The 18276-nt window shown below is 68.6% G+C and carries 17 protein-coding genes; 8 read left to right on the plus strand and 9 right to left on the minus strand.

From position 1 onward, the window contains the following. On the minus strand, window positions 1–1379 hold a 1379-nt coding region (locus Q0Z44_RS15995), incomplete at its 3' end, for a serine/threonine protein kinase (RefSeq protein ID WP_298014602.1). Between the two features lie 245 nt (window positions 1380–1624). On the opposite strand from Q0Z44_RS15995, the gene Q0Z44_RS16000 reads away from it, so the two are divergent. The 3 genes from Q0Z44_RS16000 to Q0Z44_RS16010 all read left to right on the plus strand — a co-directional run bounded on the left by Q0Z44_RS16000 (window position 1625) and on the right by Q0Z44_RS16010 (window position 6058). After that, a complete protein-coding gene (locus Q0Z44_RS16000) occupies window positions 1625–3085 on the plus strand; it encodes an NAD(P)/FAD-dependent oxidoreductase (protein ID WP_298014604.1) in 1461 nt (486 codons plus the stop codon). 120 nt (window positions 3086–3205) lie between these two features. Beyond that, window positions 3206–5032 carry an aminopeptidase P family protein gene (locus Q0Z44_RS16005; RefSeq protein WP_298014634.1) on the plus strand — a complete coding sequence of 609 codons (1827 nt, stop codon included), beginning with the start codon at window positions 3206–3208 and terminating at the stop codon, window positions 5030–5032. Window positions 5033–5200: 168 nt separating this feature from the next. Further along, window positions 5201–6058 carry a hypothetical protein gene (locus tag Q0Z44_RS16010; RefSeq protein ID WP_298014606.1) on the plus strand — a complete coding sequence of 286 codons (858 nt, stop codon included), beginning with the start codon at window positions 5201–5203 and terminating at the stop codon, window positions 6056–6058. 109 nt (window positions 6059–6167) lie between these two features. Here Q0Z44_RS16010 and Q0Z44_RS16015 read toward each other — a convergent pair whose 3' ends face one another. Continuing rightward, window positions 6168–6506 (minus strand): hypothetical protein, encoded by a 339-nt coding sequence (locus Q0Z44_RS16015; protein WP_298014608.1) that lies wholly within the window; start codon window positions 6504–6506, stop codon window positions 6168–6170. A 169-nt stretch (window positions 6507–6675) separates the two neighbouring features. Between Q0Z44_RS16015 and Q0Z44_RS16020 the strand changes: the two genes are divergently transcribed. Beyond that, window positions 6676–7200 carry a hemerythrin domain-containing protein gene (locus Q0Z44_RS16020; RefSeq protein WP_298014611.1) on the plus strand — a complete coding sequence of 175 codons (525 nt, stop codon included), beginning with the start codon at window positions 6676–6678 and terminating at the stop codon, window positions 7198–7200. Between the two features lie 15 nt (window positions 7201–7215). Here Q0Z44_RS16020 and Q0Z44_RS16025 read toward each other — a convergent pair whose 3' ends face one another. After that, on the minus strand, window positions 7216–8208 hold the full coding sequence (locus tag Q0Z44_RS16025) for a succinylglutamate desuccinylase/aspartoacylase family protein (RefSeq protein WP_298014614.1): 993 nt from the start codon (window positions 8206–8208) through the stop codon (window positions 7216–7218). Between the two features lie 59 nt (window positions 8209–8267). Beyond that, window positions 8268–8828: a carbonate dehydratase gene (locus tag Q0Z44_RS16030; protein ID WP_298014617.1), complete on the minus strand. Its 561-nt coding sequence runs from the start codon at window positions 8826–8828 to the stop codon at window positions 8268–8270. Between the two features lie 97 nt (window positions 8829–8925). Here Q0Z44_RS16030 and Q0Z44_RS16035 point away from each other — a divergent pair, with 97 nt between their 5' ends. Further along, window positions 8926–9873 carry a LysR family transcriptional regulator gene (locus tag Q0Z44_RS16035; RefSeq protein WP_298014619.1) on the plus strand — a complete coding sequence of 316 codons (948 nt, stop codon included), beginning with the start codon at window positions 8926–8928 and terminating at the stop codon, window positions 9871–9873. Window positions 9874–9930: 57 nt separating this feature from the next. Here Q0Z44_RS16035 and Q0Z44_RS16040 read toward each other — a convergent pair whose 3' ends face one another. Genes Q0Z44_RS16040 through Q0Z44_RS16055 form a run of 4 tightly spaced genes read right to left on the minus strand, consistent with a single transcriptional unit; the run spans window position 9931 to window position 15253 of the window. Next, the gene (locus tag Q0Z44_RS16040) at window positions 9931–10614 is read right to left on the minus strand and encodes a glutathione S-transferase (RefSeq protein WP_298014620.1); all 684 of its coding nucleotides are present in this window, start codon (window positions 10612–10614) and stop codon (window positions 9931–9933) included. An 11-nt stretch (window positions 10615–10625) separates the two neighbouring features. Continuing rightward, complete coding sequence (locus Q0Z44_RS16045; RefSeq protein ID WP_298014622.1) at window positions 10626–12047, minus strand: efflux transporter outer membrane subunit; 1422 nt, start codon at window positions 12045–12047, stop codon at window positions 10626–10628. A 10-nt stretch (window positions 12048–12057) separates the two neighbouring features. After that, window positions 12058–14010 carry a MacB family efflux pump subunit gene (locus Q0Z44_RS16050; protein ID WP_298014624.1) on the minus strand — a complete coding sequence of 651 codons (1953 nt, stop codon included), beginning with the start codon at window positions 14008–14010 and terminating at the stop codon, window positions 12058–12060. 13 nt (window positions 14011–14023) lie between these two features. Continuing rightward, on the minus strand, window positions 14024–15253 hold the full coding sequence (locus Q0Z44_RS16055; protein WP_366517635.1) for an efflux RND transporter periplasmic adaptor subunit: 1230 nt from the start codon (window positions 15251–15253) through the stop codon (window positions 14024–14026). Between the two features lie 166 nt (window positions 15254–15419). Between Q0Z44_RS16055 and Q0Z44_RS16060 the strand changes: the two genes are divergently transcribed. After that, window positions 15420–16025: a methylamine utilization protein gene (locus tag Q0Z44_RS16060; RefSeq protein WP_298014626.1), complete on the plus strand. Its 606-nt coding sequence runs from the start codon at window positions 15420–15422 to the stop codon at window positions 16023–16025. A gap of 151 nt (window positions 16026–16176) precedes the next feature. Here Q0Z44_RS16060 and Q0Z44_RS16065 read toward each other — a convergent pair whose 3' ends face one another. Further along, entirely contained in the window at window positions 16177–17142 is a 966-nt protein-coding gene (locus Q0Z44_RS16065; protein ID WP_298014628.1) for an asparaginase, read from the minus strand. An 84-nt stretch (window positions 17143–17226) separates the two neighbouring features. Here Q0Z44_RS16065 and lexA point away from each other — a divergent pair, with 84 nt between their 5' ends. Both lexA and Q0Z44_RS16075 read left to right on the plus strand, forming a co-directional pair. After that, complete coding sequence (gene lexA, locus Q0Z44_RS16070) at window positions 17227–17934, plus strand: transcriptional repressor LexA (protein WP_298014630.1); 708 nt, start codon at window positions 17227–17229, stop codon at window positions 17932–17934. A gap of 141 nt (window positions 17935–18075) precedes the next feature. Further along, window positions 18076–18276, plus strand: a 201-nt coding sequence (locus Q0Z44_RS16075; protein ID WP_298014632.1) for a hypothetical protein, incomplete at its 3' end; no start/stop codon positions are given.

Below are 18276 nucleotides of genomic sequence, written 5' to 3' on the forward strand. Positions count from 1 at the left end.
CTGACCGCGCTGGCGGCGTCCTCCCCCCGCGGTGCGACCTGCGGCATGACGGACGGCGCCGAGGGCCCGGCCGACACCAGCTGGACGGCGGAGGCGGCCGGCGCGGCAGAAGGCACTGCCGGGCGTGAGCCGAACCAGCCCAGCCCGGCCACGGCCAGCGTGAACACCCCCGCGATGCCAACCCAGGTGGCACGCCGCGTGCGCGCGAATCGGCTGCTCAGCGGCGATGGCGAGGCGGACCGCGCGGCGTCATCGCCTTCTTGCGAGGCGTCGGGTGCGAGGCCCGCGGCAGGGGACGGCGCGCCGGGTCGGGGCAAGGGCTGGGTCGCCGGCGCCGCCAGCACGCTGGCCGCAGGCGCGGTGGTGGCGAAGGCCTCGCCGGCTGGCCTGACCAGCACGGTGGGCATCAAGGCATCGTCCCGCCCGCCGTCTGCCGCGTCGGCACGCGGCACGCTGACGATGCCGGCCAGCTCTTCGCGCCAGGCCAGCACCGATGCCGGCCGGTCCTGCGGGCGCACCGCCAGGGCGTGGTCGATCGCCGCCAGGAACACCGTGCTGTAGTCGCGGTTGAAGCCGCTGGACAATGCGGGCGCCATGTCCTTCAGGGACGGCAGTTCGTCGTGCAGCGTGCGCGCGGTGGCTGGCACCGGCGGGCGCCCGGTGATGCAGAAGTGCACCACGGCAGCCAGCGCATACAGGTCCGTCCACGGCCCCTGCCGAAGCTGCGTGGTTTCTGCATACTGCTCGATGGGTGCAAAGCTCGGCTTGACGATGGCCGTCAATGCCTGTGTGTGGTCGCTGATGACGCGACGCGCGGCGCCGAGGTCCAGCAGGACAGGACGCCCGTCGCCCTCGCCGTGCTCGTCATCCAGCAGCAGGATGTTGTCGGGCGCGATGTCCCGGTGGTAGACCTGCTCTCGGTGCAGGCACTCGAGCGCGCCCAGCAGCGGGTTGATCAGACGTCTCAACCAGGCCTCATCGGGCGGCTCGCCCATCTCGCGACGGGCCTCCTGCAGCGTACGCCCCTGGTAGTACGGCATGGCCATGTAGGCCGTGCCATTGGCTTCCCAGAAGCGATGCACCTTGACCAGCGAAGGATGGTCGAACCGGGCGAGCAGCCGCGCCTCGTTCACGAACGAGCGGAGCCCCAGTTCGAAGGCACCCGCGTCGGCGCCGGGGCGCAGGCTGAGAGCGTGGTCGGCCCCTCGCACCGCCAGCGCGGAGGGCATGTATTCCTTGACCGCAACGCGGCGCTCGAGCGTGTGGTCGAGTGCCAGATACACCACACCGAAACCGCCCGAGCCCAGCACGCGCTGGATCTCGAACTCACCCAGTCGGGTGCCCGGCGGCAGCACATCGTGTGCAGACAAAAGCGGCATGGGGTACGGTGAAGCGACAGCCACAGACACAATCAGCCTGCCAGCTTAACGCACCCCCGGTGACGAGGCAGAAACACCCCGTCCGAAAGGCGGCCGGCGCGCCCCTGCTGGGCATGGAGTGGAAGAAAGCCGTCAATAGACGAAAGAAGCCCCATGATCGAGTGGAGAACCATCATGTTCCCCGCCACAGAGCACGGGCGGATAAGGGTATAACCGCCCCTTTGCTTCTGCCGAAAGCCAAGCCCATGCGACAGACGGAAACGCCCCCCCTGCCTTCCCCGGACCGCACAGCCGGTGACCGCCCGCGTGTGGTAATCATCGGCTGCGGATTTGGCGGGCTGGAAGCCGCCCAGGCGCTCGCGGCCGCGCCGGTGGACATCGTGGTCATCGACCGCACCAACCACCACCTGTTCCAGCCGCTGCTCTACCAGGTGGCCACTGCCGGGCTCTCTGCTCCCGCCATCGCTGCACCCATCCGCCACGTGCTGCGCAAGCAGATCGCCAAGGGTCAGCTCACTGTGCTGATGGCCGAGGTCACCGGCATCGACACCGCCTCGTCGTGCGTGCAGATGGATGGCGGAGAGCACCTTCACTACGACCACCTCATCGTGGCGGCTGGGGCCACGCACAGCTATTTCGGACGCGACGACTGGGCCAAGTACGCACCCGGTCTGAAGACCCTGGGCGACGCCTTCACCATTCGCCGCCGCGTGCTGACCGCCTTCGAGCAAGCCGAGCGCGAGACCGATCTCGTCAAGCGGCTGCCCTGGCTGACCTTTGCGGTGGTCGGCGCCGGGCCCACGGGCGTCGAGATGGCCGGCACGATGGCCGAGATCGCGCAGCAGACGCTCAGCGCCGAGTTCTGCCGCATCGACTCGCGCGAGGCGCGCATCGTGCTGCTGGAAGGCGCCCCGCGTGTGCTGGGTACCTTCACCGAGGACTTGTCACAGCGAGCCAAGGAGCAGCTTGAAGGCCTGGGCGCCGAGGTGCTACCGGGCGCACGCGTCACCAACATCACGGCCTTCGGTATCCATTACGACCTCACCGAACGCCAGCCCGACGGCACCACCCAGGCCGTGTCGCACTTCCTGCCGACACGCACCGTGGTGTGGGCCGCTGGCGTGGCCGCGTCGCCGCTCGGCAAGGCCCTGTCCAAGGCCACGGGCTGCGAGCTGGACCGCGCCGGCCGCGTCGTGGTGCAGCCCGACCTCACCATCCCGGGGCACGCAAACATCTACGTGGTGGGTGACCTGGCCAACGCCAAGAGCTACCTGGATCCCGCCAAGCCCACCCCGGTGCCCGGCGTCAGCCCGGGGGCCAAGCAGATGGGCCGCAAGGCGGCGTTTAACATCATCCGTCGCATGAAGGGGCTCGAGCCGCAGGCCTTCCGTTACTTCGACTACGGCTCGCTGGCCACCATCGGCAAGCGCGCGGCGGTCGCGATGGTCGAGCTCCCCTTCACCCGCAAGCAGTTGCGCTTCAGCGGCTTTGCGGCCTGGCTGTTCTGGCTCTTCGTACACGTCTACTTCCTGATCGGCTTCCGCAACCGCCTGGTGGTGATGATGGACTGGGCCTGGGCCTACTTCACCTCACAGCGCCACGCACGGGTCTTCCCTGACCCGCACGCGCTCGAGCCGAACAAGGTGTTGATGCGGGTCGACGAGGTTCAGCCGGCCTCGGCCGGCACGCCACCCAAGGCCGGCTGAAGCCCGCGTGTGCGGCATGAGGGGCCCTGGCATGGCAACATCGGCCATCGATTTCCGCTGGACCAGACCGTGAACGCCCCCCAAGCCCTCGCCCCGCTCGCCTCGCCCGTCCCGGCCCGACTGGCCGCCCTCCGCACCACGATGGCCGCTCGGGGCTGGCAGGCCGTGCTGCTGCCCAGCAGCGATCCGCACCTGTCGGAGTACCTGCCGGCGCGCTGGGAAGGCCGCGCGCACTTCAGTGGCTTCACGGGCTCGTCGGGCACGCTGCTCGTGGCGGCCGACCGCGCCGCGCTGTTCACCGACAGCCGCTACTGGACGCAGGCCGAGGCCGAACTGGCAGGCACCGGCGTCGAGCTGGTCAAGCTGGATGGTGCGCCGGTGCCCGCCTATGCGGCCTGGCTGGGCGCCTTGCCCGTGTCGGACGGGCCGGCCACGCTGGCGGCCGACGGCGCGGTGATGGGCCTGGCACAGACCCAGCAGCTGCGTGATGCTCTGGCGGGCATGACCGGCACCGCATGGCAGCTGCATACACGTGAAGACGTGCTGGCCGAGGCCTGGCCGGATCGCCCGGCCCTGCCCGCCGCGCCGGTCTACGAGCACTTGCCCCCGCACGCCAGCACCCCGCGCGCCGACAAGCTGGCCGCCGTGCGCGCCGCGCTGCAGGAACGGGGGGCAACGCACCATTGGGTGGCCACGCTCGACGACCTGGCCTGGGTGCTGAACCTGCGCGGCGCCGACGTCGAATACAACCCGGTGTTTCTGGGCCACCTGCTGATTGCACCCGACCGGGCCGAGCTGTTCGTGGGTGCCGGCAAGGTGGACGCGGCCCTGGCTGCCCGCCTGGCTGCCGACGGCGTGCATTGCCGCCCCTACGGTGACGCCCTCGCGGCGCTGGCCGCGCTGCCGGCCGACGCGGTGCTGTGGCTGGACCCCAAGCGCACCACGTGGGGCCTGCGTGAAGCCGTGCCCGAGGGTGTGCACGTCCTCGAAGCGATCAACCCGAGCACCCTGGCAAAGTCCCGCAAGACCGAGGCCGAGGCCGAGCACATTCGCGAGGCCATGGCGCGCGACGGCGCCGCCATGTGCGCCTTCTATGCCTGGCTGGAGCAGGCGCTGGGCCACGAGGCGATCAGCGAGCTCACCATCGACGAACGCATGACCGCCGAGCGCGCACGCCAGCCCGGCTACGTGTCGCTGAGTTTTCCCACCATCGCGGGCTTCAACGCGAACGGTGCGCTGCCGCACTACCGCGCCACGCCCGACGCCTACGCGATGATCTCCACGCCAGAGGGCCTGGTGGCAGAGGGGCTGCTGCTGATCGACTCGGGCGCGCAGTACCTGGGCGGCACCACCGACATCACCCGCGTGTGGGCGATCGGCACCCCCACACCCGCTCAGAAGCGCGACTTCACGCTGGTGCTCAAGGGCACGATGGCACTGTCGCGCACGCGCTTCCCCAAGGGCACGCTGGCGCCCATGCTGGATGCCATCGCCCGCGCGCCGCTGTGGGCCGAGGGACTGGATTTCGGCCACGGCACGGGACACGGCGTCGGCTACTTCCTGAACGTGCACGAGGGCCCGCAATCGATTTCAAAGGCCGTGCCCCACCCGGACATGGCCATGCACGCCGGCATGATCACGTCGATCGAGCCGGGGCTCTACCGCCCGGGCCAGTGGGGCATCCGCATCGAGAACCTGGTGCTCAATGTGGCGGTGCCCTCGGTGCGCCCTGACGCTGAACCGGGCACGCCCGAACACGGGGACTACCTGGCGTTCGAGACGTTGAGCCTATGCCCGATCGACACCCGCTGCATCGAACGCGGCCTGCTGCGTGAAGACGAGGTGGCCTGGCTCGACGCCTACCACCAGACCGTGCGCGACCGTTTGCTGCCGCTGGTCGACGGCGCTGCGCGGGACTGGCTGGTGGCACGTACGCAGCCACTGTGATCCATGTAAACCCGCATCAGCAGGGGGCTTTGGAAACACGGCGGGCAAACGTTACACCTTGATGCCGTGTCCGTTCGATGAAATAGAACACGCAAGCGACATGCGCTGCATAGACTGCCTGTACGGTGTTTTGTCACACCGGCAACACAAACTCAGGAGTCTGCCCACATGTCCGCGTCTTCACTGCCCACGGGGTTCCGCCGCCCCGTCCTGCTGCCCCTGTCGTTCGCGGTCGCCTTGAGCGCCACCGCCCACGCGAAAACCACCACGCACGCCAACCCGTTCATCCACCAGGGCACCACGCAGACGGTGAAGGCGAGCGGCACGATCCAGCTCGGCGAGATGGAGCCGTTCGAAACCGTGCGCAACGAAGACGGCGGCGAGCAAACGGGCACCGGCGATGCAGGCACGCTGCACCAGGGCCTCAGCGTGCAGCTTGACAGCGTGATGGGCTATGGCGGTGTCGATGGACAGGCGCAGCAGACGTGGTCGGCCGCCCCCAACCGCATCTCGTTCAGCGGCCTGGTGGACGTGTCGGCCTATGGTTCGGTCTACGACTTCGACGGTCAGTACTGGGGGCACGGTTACACCGAAACCACGCTGTCCCACCGGTTTGAGTTGGAGGAAGGTCACGGCATGCGCCTGACCATGAACAGCACCGTGGCCGACTACCGCGATGACGACTTTGCCTTCAGCCTCAGCCGGCTGCAGGACGGCGAATGGCAGGCGGTATGGACCAACACCGTGATCTTCGATGACGTGGCCATGTACCGCGACTTCTCGGTGCCCCTCTTCCTGAGTGCGGGGCAGTACCGCATGGACATGACACTGCGCGCGTCGGCTTACATCGACGGCACCATCGGGGGCAGCTACGGCTATTCGGGCCGCACGCTGGCCGACGTGACGCTGAGCCCGGCACCCGAACCCGAAACGGTGCTGATGGCGGTGGTCGGCCTCGGCATGGTGCTGGCGCTGCGCCGCAAAGGGCGCGCCGAGGGCACCGTCTCTGTGCAGAACCGGCCTTGAACCGCGACGCAGCGCTGGCACAGCGCTTGCGAGATCCGATGCAGCAAAGGTGCGCAGGGCCATGGCGCGCGGTCGCCGCCACCGTGGCCCTCGCCGCACCCCAGCTGCTTCAACGCAGGCGGCCAACGTAGCGCTGCTCGATCTTGCGCTCGCGCTCCCGCTCGGCCTCCAGCTGCATGCCGCTGTCTGCCCATGCCGGCATCACGGCCACGGGCTGCGGGGCCACCGGCCTGACGACACGCGGTCGCAAGGCTTGCATCGCCCCATCCAGCTTGTCAGCCAGCCCCACCAACTCTGCATCCCCCTCCGCACGGCACAACCGGATGATCTCGGTGGCGTAGGTCGGATCCTGCGCCAGCCACTCGGTGTCGGTCACGCGTCCGGTCTTGCGGCGCAAGGCCACATGGATGCGGGCGGCCAGGGCGATGCGGGTACTGTCTTGGCTCATGCGAGAGAACTCCTGCTACTGCTGAACGCATAGCTTTAGCAAGATGCAGACCGCCCCGCCCGCCCTGCCTGCAGGCAGGTTGTTGAGGTGCATCACTCGCTCCCCCGGTGCAAGGCGGACAATGCAGCACGGCATCTCTCCGGGTGTCTCGCCCTTCGCCCCCGACCTCATGCGCCCGCTGCTTCAACCCATTGCCCCCGAGATCGACGACCCGCTGGCCCTGCTGACGGCCTGCCATGAAAAGGTGCGGCGCTTCTCGACCCTGACGCGGCGCCTGGTGGATCACGTCGGGCAACGCGGTGCCGATGCCGAGGCCCGCGACGCGGCCACGTCGGTGTTGCGCTACTTTGATCTGGCGGCGCCACTGCACCATGAAGACGAAGACCTGGATCTGTTTCCGGCGCTACGGTCGCTGGGCCACCCTGACGTGACGGCACACATTGCGCGCCTGCAGGCAGAACACGATGAGCTCGGTGCGCTGTGGCAGGCGACTCGCCCCTGGCTGCTGGCCGTGCAGGCCGGCAAGGTCGCGCCGGGCGGCGCGGCGCCCGAGGCCGTGCTGACGTTGACCGAACGCTACCCCGCGCACGCAGATGCCGAGGAAGCGTGGGTCTATCCGGCCGCAGCTGGCCTCACGCCTGAGCAATGCCGCTCGCTGAGTGCCGCCATGGTGGCACGCCGCCGGACGCCCTGAGCGCGACGTGCCGTGTCAGCCCAAGCGCCGCGCACTGCGGCGCGCGAAGTAGAACCACTCCTGTCCCACCTCCGCTTCCGGGTTGGGGAACACCACCCAGCCGTCGTCGGGTGCGCACACGGCCTGGCCATCATGGCGCCAGCCGATGGGCTGCCCTGCCCGCACTGGATCGAAGCCCCGCCAGGCGGCCGCCAGCCGGTCATCGGGGTGGAACCGGTCCGTCACGTGCACCAGCCGCATCACGTCCGGGTCGGTCACGGGGGGCATCAGCGGCAGATCTGCCATGCCGAGCCACGCCAGCGTCTGCCGGATCGCGTGCAGGCCAACCGCCGCACCGTGCGGATCACCGTGCAGGCCGCACTCGAGCGTGATCCCGTAGCCGCCCACCGAACGCATGTACTCGGTCGTGCCCACGCCATACTGCGCATCCTGCACGACGGCAGGCAGCGCGCCATCCAGCGCCGCCCGCGCACGCCGCTCGGCCACGCCGGCCGCGTAGGTGTCCAGCCAGCCCTCCACGAAACGCCGCGGCCCCAGGTGCGCAGCCCAGGCCGATTCGCATGCGGCGTACGTGAAGGGTTCGAGCGGGCCGGTGTTGTCTTCGGGGCCCAGCATGGCGAAGGGCTCGCCCGGCGTGTGGAAGGAATGCAGGTCGAGCAACACCTCATGCGCGGCCAGCAGCGGGCATAGCACGTTGGCAACGCGGTCTTCGAACTCGCGGGGCTCCGGCTCGGGTCGCAGGCGGCGGTTCAGGTTGCGGTCACCCTGGCGCGTGCCGCGCGCGTAGGCCAGCGGATTGGCCACGGGCACCAGCGTCAGGCAGCCGCGCTGAATGGCCAGGCGGCCGCTGTCCAATTCGGGCAGCAAGGCCTCAATGGCCTGCGTGCCGCAGGTTTCGTTGCCATGCACGGCACCCAGCACGATGAGCCGGGGGCCGGGCTGCAGGCCGTGGAACTGGTGCACCCTCAGCGAGGCCGGCACGGTGGAAGCAGCTTGGAGGTCAGCCATGACGGCAGTGTCGCATGGGCGATGCCCCAGGCTGGCGCACCGCCCTGCGCAGGCGAAGGTCAGAACTCGTTGGCGAGCCGCTTGTAACCCTGCACCAGCTCGTTGTTGGTGCGTGCCACGTCTTCCGAGAATTCCGAAGCGGCCACGCTCACGCGTGAGATGTTCTCGAGCTTGGTGCTCGGCCCGATGCGCTCGGTCGACGGCACGTAGAAACCGGCCGGCAGGTCGATGCCATCGACCACGGCGTTGTGGCGCACCACACAGCCCGCGCCGATCTTGCAGTTGAAGAGCACGCTGTTGAAGCCAATGAAGGCGCCATCGCCGACCTCGCACGGGCCGTGGACGATGGCGCGGTGCGCGATCGAGGTGCGCTCGCCGATGGTGACAGCCGCGCCCGACTTCGAGTGGATCACCACACCGTCCTGAATGTTGGAGTGCGCGCCGATGACGATGGGCTCCATGTCGCCGCTGGCGTCGACTTCGTCGGCACGGATCACGGCATAGGGGCCGATGAAAACGTTCTCGTGCACGATCACCTTGCCGCACAGGATGGCGGTGTGGTCCACGTAGGCGGATTCGTGGACTTGGGGCAGGTGACCGGAAGGGTTCTTTCTGAGCATGAGCGGCGGTGCGTACTTTTCCTTGATGCTTGAAGGATACGCAAAGGCTCCAATCAGATAAAGTGATCTTTTCCGATGCTTTCCATCTACCCCTTCGATGAATACATTGCGACTTCCGCGTGCCAGTCTTCAGCAGCTGCGCAGCTTCGAGGCCGTGGCCCGGCTGGGCGGGATCGGCAAAGCGGCCGAGGCGTTGCATCTGGCTCAGCCCACCGTGTCGACCCAGCTCAAGGAGCTGGCGCAGGCACTGAACCTGCATCTGCTGGAGCCCGAGGGCCGTGGGGTGCGGCTGACCCCGCATGGCGAGCTGCTGGCCGACACCGTGCGCGACCTGTTCACGCGCTGGCGGCGCTTCGAAGAGGATGCGCTGGCCATGCAGGGCCTGCAGAAGGGCCGACTGAAGCTCGCAGCCGTGACCACGACCGAGTACTTCATCCCCGACCTGCTGGGGCCTTTTGCCCGGCAGTATCCCGGGCTGCGCATCGACCTGGCCGTGGAAAACCGGGATGCAGTGATCCAGCACCTGGCCCGCGGCGATGTGGAGCTGGCGGTGATGATGCTGCCGCCCACCGACCTGGCGCTGGAGCGCTGGCCCTTTCTCGAAAACCCGTTGGTGCTGATTGCACCGGTCGGTCATCCGCTGGCGCAGCGCAGCCGGCTGCGGCTGAGTGAGGTCATCAAAGAGGCACGGCTCACGCGCGAGCCCGGCTCGGGCACGCGCCAGGCCACCGACCAGTATCTGGCTGCGCAGGGCGTGAGCTGGCCCGCCCGCCTGGCGCTGGGCAGCAACGAGGCCATCAAGCACGCCGTGGCGGCGGGCCTCGGGCTGGCCATCCTGTCACGCCATACGCTGGGGCCGGATCCGGCGTCGCAGGGGCTGGTGGAGCTGAAGGTGACGGGGTTGCCGATCCGGCGGATGTGGCACGTGGCGTGGCGCAGCGACCGGAGCCTGTCGCTGCCTGCGCGCACCTTTCTGGCGGCGCTGCGACAGCAGTTCAGCGAGACACCGCCGGGGCGCGAGGTGCCACGCCCCGAAGCCGGCTGAGGCGGACCGAGCCGCGCACGCCAGCCCGTTGCCATGGCACGCACAATGCCGTGGGACTCAGGCGCCCATGATGACCGGGCCGCCCTTGGCCACGCCGCGCTGGTAGGCCGGGCGGGCCTCCACACGCGCCAGCCACGCACGCGTCGCCGGGGCGGGTGCGGGGTTGCGCGACAGCAGGGCTGCCACGGCAAAGCTCATCTGGAAATCGGCGAGGCTGAGCTGATCGCCCGCAAACCACGTGTGACGCGACAGGTGGTCTTCGATGAAGGCGTGGGCGCTGGCCAGGTTGGGGTCGATCAGCTTGGCCTGCACCTGCTGGCACAGTTGCCGCGCGATCGGGCGCACAAAGAAGGGCATGGGCTGGGTCGGGATGGTCATGAACACGAGCTTCATCACCAGCCAGTTCATCAGCGAACCTTCGGCGTAATGCATCCAGAAGCGCAGCTGGTGGTGGGCCTCGGTGCCGCGGGCGGGCAACAGGTTGGCCAACTCCCCCTGGGCTCCGCTGCCATGGGTTTCGGCCAGGTACTCGAGGATCGCGCCCGATTCGGCCACCACGCGGTCGCCATCGGTGATGACAGGCGACTTGCCCAGCGGGTGCACGCGCTTGAGCTCCGGCGGAGCCAGTCGGGTGCGCGGGTCGCGCTTGTACAGCTTGATCTCGTAGGGCAGGCCGAGCTCTTCGAGCAGCCACAGCACGCGCTGCGAGCGGGAGGTTTCGAGGTGATGAACGATGATCATGGGCGCGAAGCCTACACGCCCGCGCGGCCCATGTCACCGCCCAGGACCTGATACAGGGTGGCCAGCGCCGACAGCCTGTTGTAGCGGTTCAGCGCCAGGTTGTTTTCGGCCGCGCGGCGCGTCTCCTGGGCATCGAGCCAGGTCTTGAGGGGCACAGCGCCGCTGCGGTAGCGGATCTCGCTGAGGCGTTCGGCCTGGCGCGCTGCTTCCACCGCTTCAGCAAGACGGACGCCCTGCTCCTCGTACTGACGACGAGCCGACAACGCGTTCTCGACCTCGCTGAGCGCGGTATACCAGGTCTGGCGGTAGCTCAGCACGGTGAGCTCGTAATCGGCCTGCGAGATGGCCGTGTTGCGGCGCACGTCGCGCCACTGCACGAAAGGCAGCGTCAAGCCTGCGCCCAGTGTGCCGACCGGGTCGATCAGCACGTTGGACAGGGCCGTGGTCGTGCGACCCACGCTGCCGGTGAGGGTGAGCGCCGGGTAGGCCGCCGCCCGTGTGGCGTCGACCGTGGCAAAAACCGAGCGCAGGCGCAGGTCGGCCGCCAGCACGTCAGGGCGCCGGGTCAGCAATGAGGCGGGCAGCCCCGCGGGCACTTCGGGTAGCGCACCTTCGGGCAGCAACTGGCTTTCGTCCATGGCCACGCCCGGTGGGCCGTCGAACAGGATGGCCAGGGCGTTGCGCGCCTCGACGCGCTGCTGCAGCCACTGCGTGTGCGCGGCCTCCTGGACCGCCACCGTCTGGCGTGCCTGCGCCACCTCAAGCCCCGAGGCCGCACCCGCGCGGGCCTGGGCCTCCACCAGTTTCAAAGTCTGGCGGGCGTAATCGATGCTTGCCTGGCTGGCGGCCACGCGCTGGTTCAGGTAAGCAACCTGCCAGTAGGTTCGCGCGGTGGTGGAGACCAGTGCCTGTGCGGTGGCGAGGCGATCCTGCACCGTGGCCGATGCCTCCCACTCGGCCGCCTGGCGTGCGGCTGCCAGCCGGCCCCACAGGTCCAGTTCCCAGCTCACGCTGCCCGTCAGGGCGCTCGTCTTGACAAGGTTGCCTTCGCCATCGAGTTGACGACTGCCCTGCGTGCTGGCGCGAACCGATACGGTCGGCAGCTGGTTGCTCGCCGCCGTGCCGGCAACGAGCTGCGCGCGACGCACCCGCACCGTCGCCTGGGCCAGGTTGTTGTTGCGCGCAAGCGCGTCGTCGATCAGGCGCACCAGCACCGGGTCGTTCATCTCCAGCCACCAGGGCGAGGGCGGGGTGTCGCCCACCTGCGCGCCCTGCGCCTGCTGGAAGGTGCTCGGCTGCTGCACCGCGGGTGCCACGGGCTCGCCGCGGTAGGTGGCGCACCCTCCCAGCGTGGCCATGGCCAGCAGGGTGAGCGCAAAAGGAAGCAAGCGGACGTCGCAGTTCATCGTGCGTGTGTGCGAAAAGGCGGCCACGGGCGGGCGCTCATTGTCGGGCCAGCGCGTCCACCGGATCGAGCCGAGCGGCATTGCGCGCGGGCAGGAAGCCGAAGACGACGCCGATCAGCGTCGAGACCGCGAAGGCCGTGACGATGGAGGCTGAGGAATAGACCATGCTGAAGTTGCCACCCAGCCGCTCGAAAAGCAGCCCGATCAGCAGCGCGATGCCGATGCCCAGCACCCCGCCGATCAGGCAAACCAGCACGGCCTCGATCAGGAACTGGCGCAGGATGTCGCTCTGGCGCGCGCCCACCGCCATGCGCACGCCGATCTCCTGTGTGCGCTCGGTGACGGACACCAGCATGATGTTCATCACCCCGATGCCGCCCACCACCAGCGAGATCAGCGCAATGGCCGACACCAGCATGGTCATGGTCTGGGTCGCGTTCTCGACGGTCTGACGGATGCTGTCGCTGTTGCGGGTGAAGAAGTCCTGCACGCCGTGGCGTTGCGTGAGCAGCGCGACGATGCCCTGCTCGGCCGCCGCGCTGGGCACCTGGTCGCTGATGCGCATGGTGATGTTGCGCAGGTGGTCCTGGCCCAGCATCCGCTTCATGGCCGTGGTGTAGGGCACCCAGACGTTGAGCGCATCGCTGTTGCCCATGGCCGATTCAAGCGGGGCGGTGACGCCGATGACACGCACCGGCACGCTGCCCAGAAAGATCACCTGGCCCACGGCGGCCTCGCCCGGCGCGAACAGTGCCCTGCGGGTGTTGGGGTCGATCACGGCCTCCTGGCCCAGACGCGCCACGCTGTCGGCATCGAAGCCCTGCCCTTCGGCCAGCGTGTAGCCCTTGACGCGGAAGTAGGCCTCGCTCACGCCGGACACGGTCGCCGACGCTTCCACATTGCCGCGCCGGCTCGTCACACTCGTGCTCACGTTGGGGCTCACGCTGTCGACATAGCTCAGCTGCGACAGCGCCCGCGCATCGCCTGGTATCAGCGTGTGGATGGTCGCGGCACGCCGGTCGCCAAAGTTCTTGCCGGGGAAGATGTCGATCGTGTTCGTCCCCATGGCACTGATGTCCTTGAGGATGCGCTCGCGCGAGCCCTGCCCGAGCGCCACCACCGACACCACCGAGGCAATGCCGATCACGATGCCAAGCATGGTCAGCAGGGTGCGCAAACGATGGCCGGCCATGGCGCGCAAGGCCATCGTGAAGGCCTCGGCCAGGCGGTCCCAGTGGGCATGCAGCCACGAGCCCGCGGCCCGGTCGCGTGCGGGGGGCGCGGCGGTGGCCTGTCCGCCCTCGCCTTGCCTGCGGTCGGCGACGATGCGGCCATCGCTGATCTCGATGACGCGCTGGGCGTGGCTGGCCACCTGGGCATCGTGCGTCACGAGGATGACCGTGTGCCCGTCGGCATGCAGCTCGCGAAGGATGCGCATGACCTCGGCGCCACTGACGCTGTCCAGCGCCCCGGTCGGCTCGTCGGCCAGAATCACATCACCGCCATTCATCAGCGCCCGCGCAATGCTCACACGCTGCTGCTGCCCGCCCGAGAGCTGGCCCGGCCGGTGGCCCGTGCGATCACCCAGTCCCAGCCGTTGCAGCAAGGCCTGCGCGCGCTCATGGCGCTGCGCGGGTGGCATGCCCGCATAGATGGCCGGGATCTCGACGTTGCCCTCGGCCGTCAGGTCGCCCATCAGGTGATAGCGCTGGAAGATGAAGCCGAAGTGCTCGCGACGCAGCCTCGCCAGCTCGTCAGGCTCGAGGGCGGCGGTGGACTGGCCGGCCACCTCGTACTGTCCGCGCGTCGGGCGGTCGAGGCAGCCCAGGATGTTCATCAGCGTCGATTTGCCCGAGCCCGACGCGCCCATGATGGCCACCATCTCGCCGGCCTCGATCGTCAGATCGATGCCCTTGAGGACCGCCACCGTGCCCTCGCCCGAAGGAAACTCGCGCCAGAGATCGCGGACTTCCAGCAATGCCTTGCCCATGTCGTGCCCCGGCTCAGAACATCGGCGGGCCGCCGCGGGAACGGGACGCGCCGTTGGCCGACGCATCGCCGATCACCACGCGTTCGCCTTCCTTCAGCCCCTCCAGAATCTGCGCCTGCACACGGTTGTTCAGGCCCACACGAACCTGCCGCTGGCTCACCTTCTGAGCCTGCCCTGCTTCCCCTTCCAGTACCTTCACGGTGTAGCGACCGTCCTTGCCACGTGCACCCAGCGCGGTGGCGGGCACGGTCAGGGTGTTGTCGGCGCGCGAGGCCACGATGGACACCTGCGCCGTCATGTCGATGCGCAACTTGTGCTCGGGATTGGGCACCGTGAAGCGGCCGTTGTAATAGATGGCCGACGTGGTCGAAGAACTGGTGCTGCTCGTGCTCGTCGTGCTCGAGGTCTCGGCCTGCTCCGCGTCGGTCGAGGGCTCGATCGCCACCAGCTTGGCGTCATAACGCTTTTCGGGCTCGCCCATGATGGTGAAGTACACCGGCATGTCCGGCCGCACCTTCACCACGTCCGCTTCCGAGATCTGCGCGCGGATCAGCATGGTGTCGAGCTGAGCGAGCTTGATCAGCGTCGGAGCCGATTGCAGCGCGTTCACAGTCTGCCCGGCCTTGCGCACCACGGCGATCACCACCCCGTCCATGGGCGCCACGATGCGGGTGTAGCCCAGATTGGTCTTGGCGGTGTCGACGGCGATGCGGGCCTGCTCGATCTGCGCGTCAAGCTCGGCCAGCGCTGCCCGGGTGGTGTCGACCGAAGCCTGCGCCGACTCCAGATCGGCTCGGGTGCCCGCGTCCTCCTTCACCAGCGCCTGCGTCCGCTTGAGCGCCAGTTCATACTGCACCAGTTGCGCCTGGCGCGACCGCTTCTGCGCGGCCAGCACGGCCAGTTGCGCCTCGGCATTGCGCAGGTCGTTCTGTTGCTTGGTCGAGTCGATCTCGGCCACGAGATCGCCCTTGTGGATGGACTGCCCCAGCTCGACGTGCAGCTTGCGTATCTGCCCCGAGGCCTGGGCCCCGATGTCTACCTGCTGGATGGCCTGGATGGATCCCGTGGCCAGCACGGTGTCTTCCAGATCCTGTCGCGTGACGGGCGCCGTGATCACCTGTGGAGCGGGAGGCGGGGTGAAGTAATGCTGGCGTACCCACCAGCCCCCTCCCACCAGGACGACGGCGACCAGGCCCAGCCGCCATCCCTTGAACCAGTTTGTTCTTCTCTTCATCGTGCTCATGCGGGCAGTGTGAGCGTGCCCGGTTGTCATTCCGCGAAGCGCAGGTTACTGCAATGTAAAGACCGGTGCGCGCGCGTCCGGAAAGCCGCAAGAAGTACCAGAAAAGGCATGGGGGCATGGGCTGACCCCGCGGTTTTCGTCCGTCGTTCCGGGCCAAGATACCGGCATGTTGTCTCGTCGTGATCCGGTCCTTCTGCTCGCCGCCGCGCTGTTTGCGCTGGCGCACGTTCCAGCCGCCATCGCAGCACCACAGGGCTTGATGGTGGTGGACACCTCCGGACAACCGGTCGCTGGTGCCGTCGTGTCGGTCGTGGTGCGCGGCGTGCGAGCCACCGCACCGTCAGGCACGCTCGCCCAGCTCGGGCAGCGCAACAAGCAATTCGAGCCCACGCTGCTGGTCGTGCAGACGGGCACGCTGGTGAACTTCCCCAACTTCGACACGGTGCGGCACCACGTCTACTCGTTCTCGCCCGCGCGCCCCTTCGAAATCAAGCTCTACGCCGGCACCCCGGCGCAACCAGTGCTCTTCGACAAACCCGGCACCGCCACGCTGGGCTGCAACATTCACGATCGCATGCTCGCCTACGTTCACGTCGTGGACACGCCGTATTTCGGTGTGAGCGATGAACGCGGACGGCTCACCATCGACCTCCCGGGGGGCGAACACACAGCGCGGATCTGGAAACCCGCCATGGGCGAGAAGGTGCCGGGCCAGGAGGTGCGCTTCGCGACCACGGCGGCGGGGGTGGTCGCCCTGCGCATGAATCCCTGACGGGCGCGCGTCACACGGCTTTCACAATCGGGTGGCACAGTTCACCTTGTCGGCGGCCTGAAAGGGCCGCAGGGAGCCTACCAGGCCCGGCCGACGGACGCCGCAGTCGACGCCTGAAATTCCCTCGACACTTTTTTCTCCGGCCTGCCCTTCACCTGGCGGGCCGTTGTCTTTCCAGCAGGTGCAGCACCAGCGCGACGCGCGCCTGCGCCGCCGTGAGCGCCCCGGCAGCCGGCCAGTCGTCGCCCTCGCGGGGCGTCACACCACCCCGAGCCACGCGGCTGCTGCGCCACACCGTCACGCCCGCCGCCTCCGCACGCTTCAGCGCGGCGGACAGGCCCGCATGGAGCGTGCCGTGACCGGTTGCGGCCACGATCAACCCGTCCAGCCCCCCGTTCTGCGCCGCATGCGCACACAGGGCGTCCACGACCCAGCCATCCGCATCGGCATGGCTGGTGACCACCTCCACCCGCGGCACACGCGGTGCCTGCAGCAGCGCCCAGCCGCGCTCGCCACACGGCGGCCACGTCCATGCGCGGGTCGGCATCGTGCCGTCCGGGCCCAACTCGCACAGTGGAGGCGCATCGCCCCCATCGAACGCATCGAGCACCGACGTATGGGCCTTGCGCACCGCACTGGCGGGCCACACGCGGCCATGCATCACCACCACCACGCCCCCCTGACCGGCCCCCGCCCCCTGGCGAACCACCGCCACGGCATCACGCAGGTTGACGGGGCCATCGGCATCCGGCGCCGTCGCGGGGCGCATGGCGGCTGTCAGCACGATGGGCTTGCGGCCGTCATGCAGGGCCTGAAGCAACCACGCTGTTTCCTCCAGCGTGTCGGTGCCATGCGTGATCACCACACCGGCCACATCGTCGCGCTGCAGTTCGACCTGGATGGCCTTGCCCAATGCCCGCCACACCGGCCAGCCCATGTCCTTGCTGTCGATCTGGGCCACCTGCTGCGCCTCGATCGCCTCGCCGGCCAGCGCCGGAACCGCGTCCACCAGTTCGGCCACGCTGCGCTGCGCGGCCACGTAGTGCCACGCACGGTCGGGGTCCGAGCCGGTCCCGGCGATCGTGCCCCCCGTTCCGAGGATCACCACCTTCTGCATCGTTCTTTCCTTCAGGTACTGGACAAAGAAACAGTCCTGTATAAAATGCCAGCAAACGGACTGTGCCCCCTGGGCTGCCCTGCGATGTCGAACGATAAACCCAAACTCACGCCGCGCCAGCAGCAGATCTTCGAGCTGATCCAGCGTGCGATCGCGCGCACCGGCGCGCCACCCACTCGGGCGGAGATTGCGACCGAGCTGGGCTTCCGTTCGGCCAATGCCGCAGAAGAGCACCTGCAGGCATTGGCCCGCAAGGGCGTGATCGAGCTCGTGGGGGGCACCTCGCGCGGCATCCGTCTCAAAGCCGACACGCTGCGCACGGTGAACGAAAGCCGAAAGCGCCCGGCCGAGCCCCGCAATGGCGGGCTACCCTTCAACCTGCCGCTTCCAGGCCTCGAGCAGCTGGTGCTGCCGCTGGTGGGCCGCGTCGCCGCCGGCCAGCCCATCCTCGCGCAAGAGCACGTCGAGCAGACCTACGCGGTCGAGCCCAGCCTGTTCAGCCGCACGCCGGATTACCTGCTGCGCGTGAAGGGCATGAGCATGAAGGACGTAGGCATCCTCGACGGCGACCTGCTGGCAGTGGCCCGCACCCGCGAAGCCCGCAATGGCCAGATCGTCGTGGCGCGCCTCGGTGATGAGGTGACCGTCAAGCGCTTCCAGCGCACGCCGGAAGGCATCACGCTGCTGCCTGAGAACCCCGATTTCGACCCTATTCTCGTGCCCCCCGACCACCCCGAGTTCGAGCTCGAGGGGCTGGCGGTGGGCCTGATTCGCAAGCAGTTGCTGAACTGAACGCCCCCTGAGGGTGGCACCAGTTGGCCAACAGCCACCATGCGGGTGGCGGGCATTCGTGCGCCTGAATCGGCGTGCAATCCCGCATGGTGATGTGCGTTTCGAATCCTGCCGGACTTCGTCAGTTTCAAGGAGTTCACCATGATTCATCACCTCGCCCGGGCGTTCGCCGCACGCCAGCAGCCCGCTCGCCCAACCGAGCCCGCGCTTGCGCAGCAGAACGCCGCCGATGCAGACACCGCGGGGCGCCGCCCGGTGCGGCCTCGGCCCCTTACGCCCTGGCAGGTCAAGCCCTCGCCGGAGGCGCCCGGCTGCAGACAAGGAGCCAACAGCGGTCCATCC

The organism is uncultured Aquabacterium sp. (genome assembly GCF_947366995.1).
Taxonomy (GTDB): Bacteria; Pseudomonadota; Gammaproteobacteria; order Burkholderiales; family Burkholderiaceae_C; genus Aquabacterium.

Bases quoted from the DNA above. Each gene is read 5' to 3' on its own strand.
- Q0Z44_RS16010 (WP_298014606.1), top strand. From the start codon at position 5,201: ATGTCCGCGTCTTCACTGCCCACGGGGTTCCGCCGCCCCGTCCTGCTG.
- Q0Z44_RS16040 (WP_298014620.1), bottom strand. From the start codon at position 10,614: ATGATCATCGTTCATCACCTCGAAACCTCCCGCTCGCAGCGCGTGCTG.
- Q0Z44_RS16015 (WP_298014608.1), bottom strand. From the start codon at position 6,506: ATGAGCCAAGACAGTACCCGCATCGCCCTGGCCGCCCGCATCCATGTG.
- Q0Z44_RS16035 (WP_298014619.1), top strand. From the start codon at position 8,926: ATGAATACATTGCGACTTCCGCGTGCCAGTCTTCAGCAGCTGCGCAGC.
- lexA (WP_298014630.1), top strand. From the start codon at position 17,227: ATGTCGAACGATAAACCCAAACTCACGCCGCGCCAGCAGCAGATCTTC.
- Q0Z44_RS16050 (WP_298014624.1), bottom strand. From the start codon at position 14,010: ATGGGCAAGGCATTGCTGGAAGTCCGCGATCTCTGGCGCGAGTTTCCT.
- Q0Z44_RS16055 (WP_366517635.1), bottom strand. From the start codon at position 15,253: ATGAGCACGATGAAGAGAAGAACAAACTGGTTCAAGGGATGGCGGCTG.
- Q0Z44_RS16020 (WP_298014611.1), top strand. From the start codon at position 6,676: ATGCGCCCGCTGCTTCAACCCATTGCCCCCGAGATCGACGACCCGCTG.
- Q0Z44_RS16065 (WP_298014628.1), bottom strand. From the start codon at position 17,142: ATGCAGAAGGTGGTGATCCTCGGAACGGGGGGCACGATCGCCGGGACC.
- Q0Z44_RS16025 (WP_298014614.1), bottom strand. From the start codon at position 8,208: ATGGCTGACCTCCAAGCTGCTTCCACCGTGCCGGCCTCGCTGAGGGTG.
- Q0Z44_RS16030 (WP_298014617.1), bottom strand. From the start codon at position 8,828: ATGCTCAGAAAGAACCCTTCCGGTCACCTGCCCCAAGTCCACGAATCC.
- Q0Z44_RS16060 (WP_298014626.1), top strand. From the start codon at position 15,420: ATGTTGTCTCGTCGTGATCCGGTCCTTCTGCTCGCCGCCGCGCTGTTT.
- Q0Z44_RS16000 (WP_298014604.1), top strand. From the start codon at position 1,625: ATGCGACAGACGGAAACGCCCCCCCTGCCTTCCCCGGACCGCACAGCC.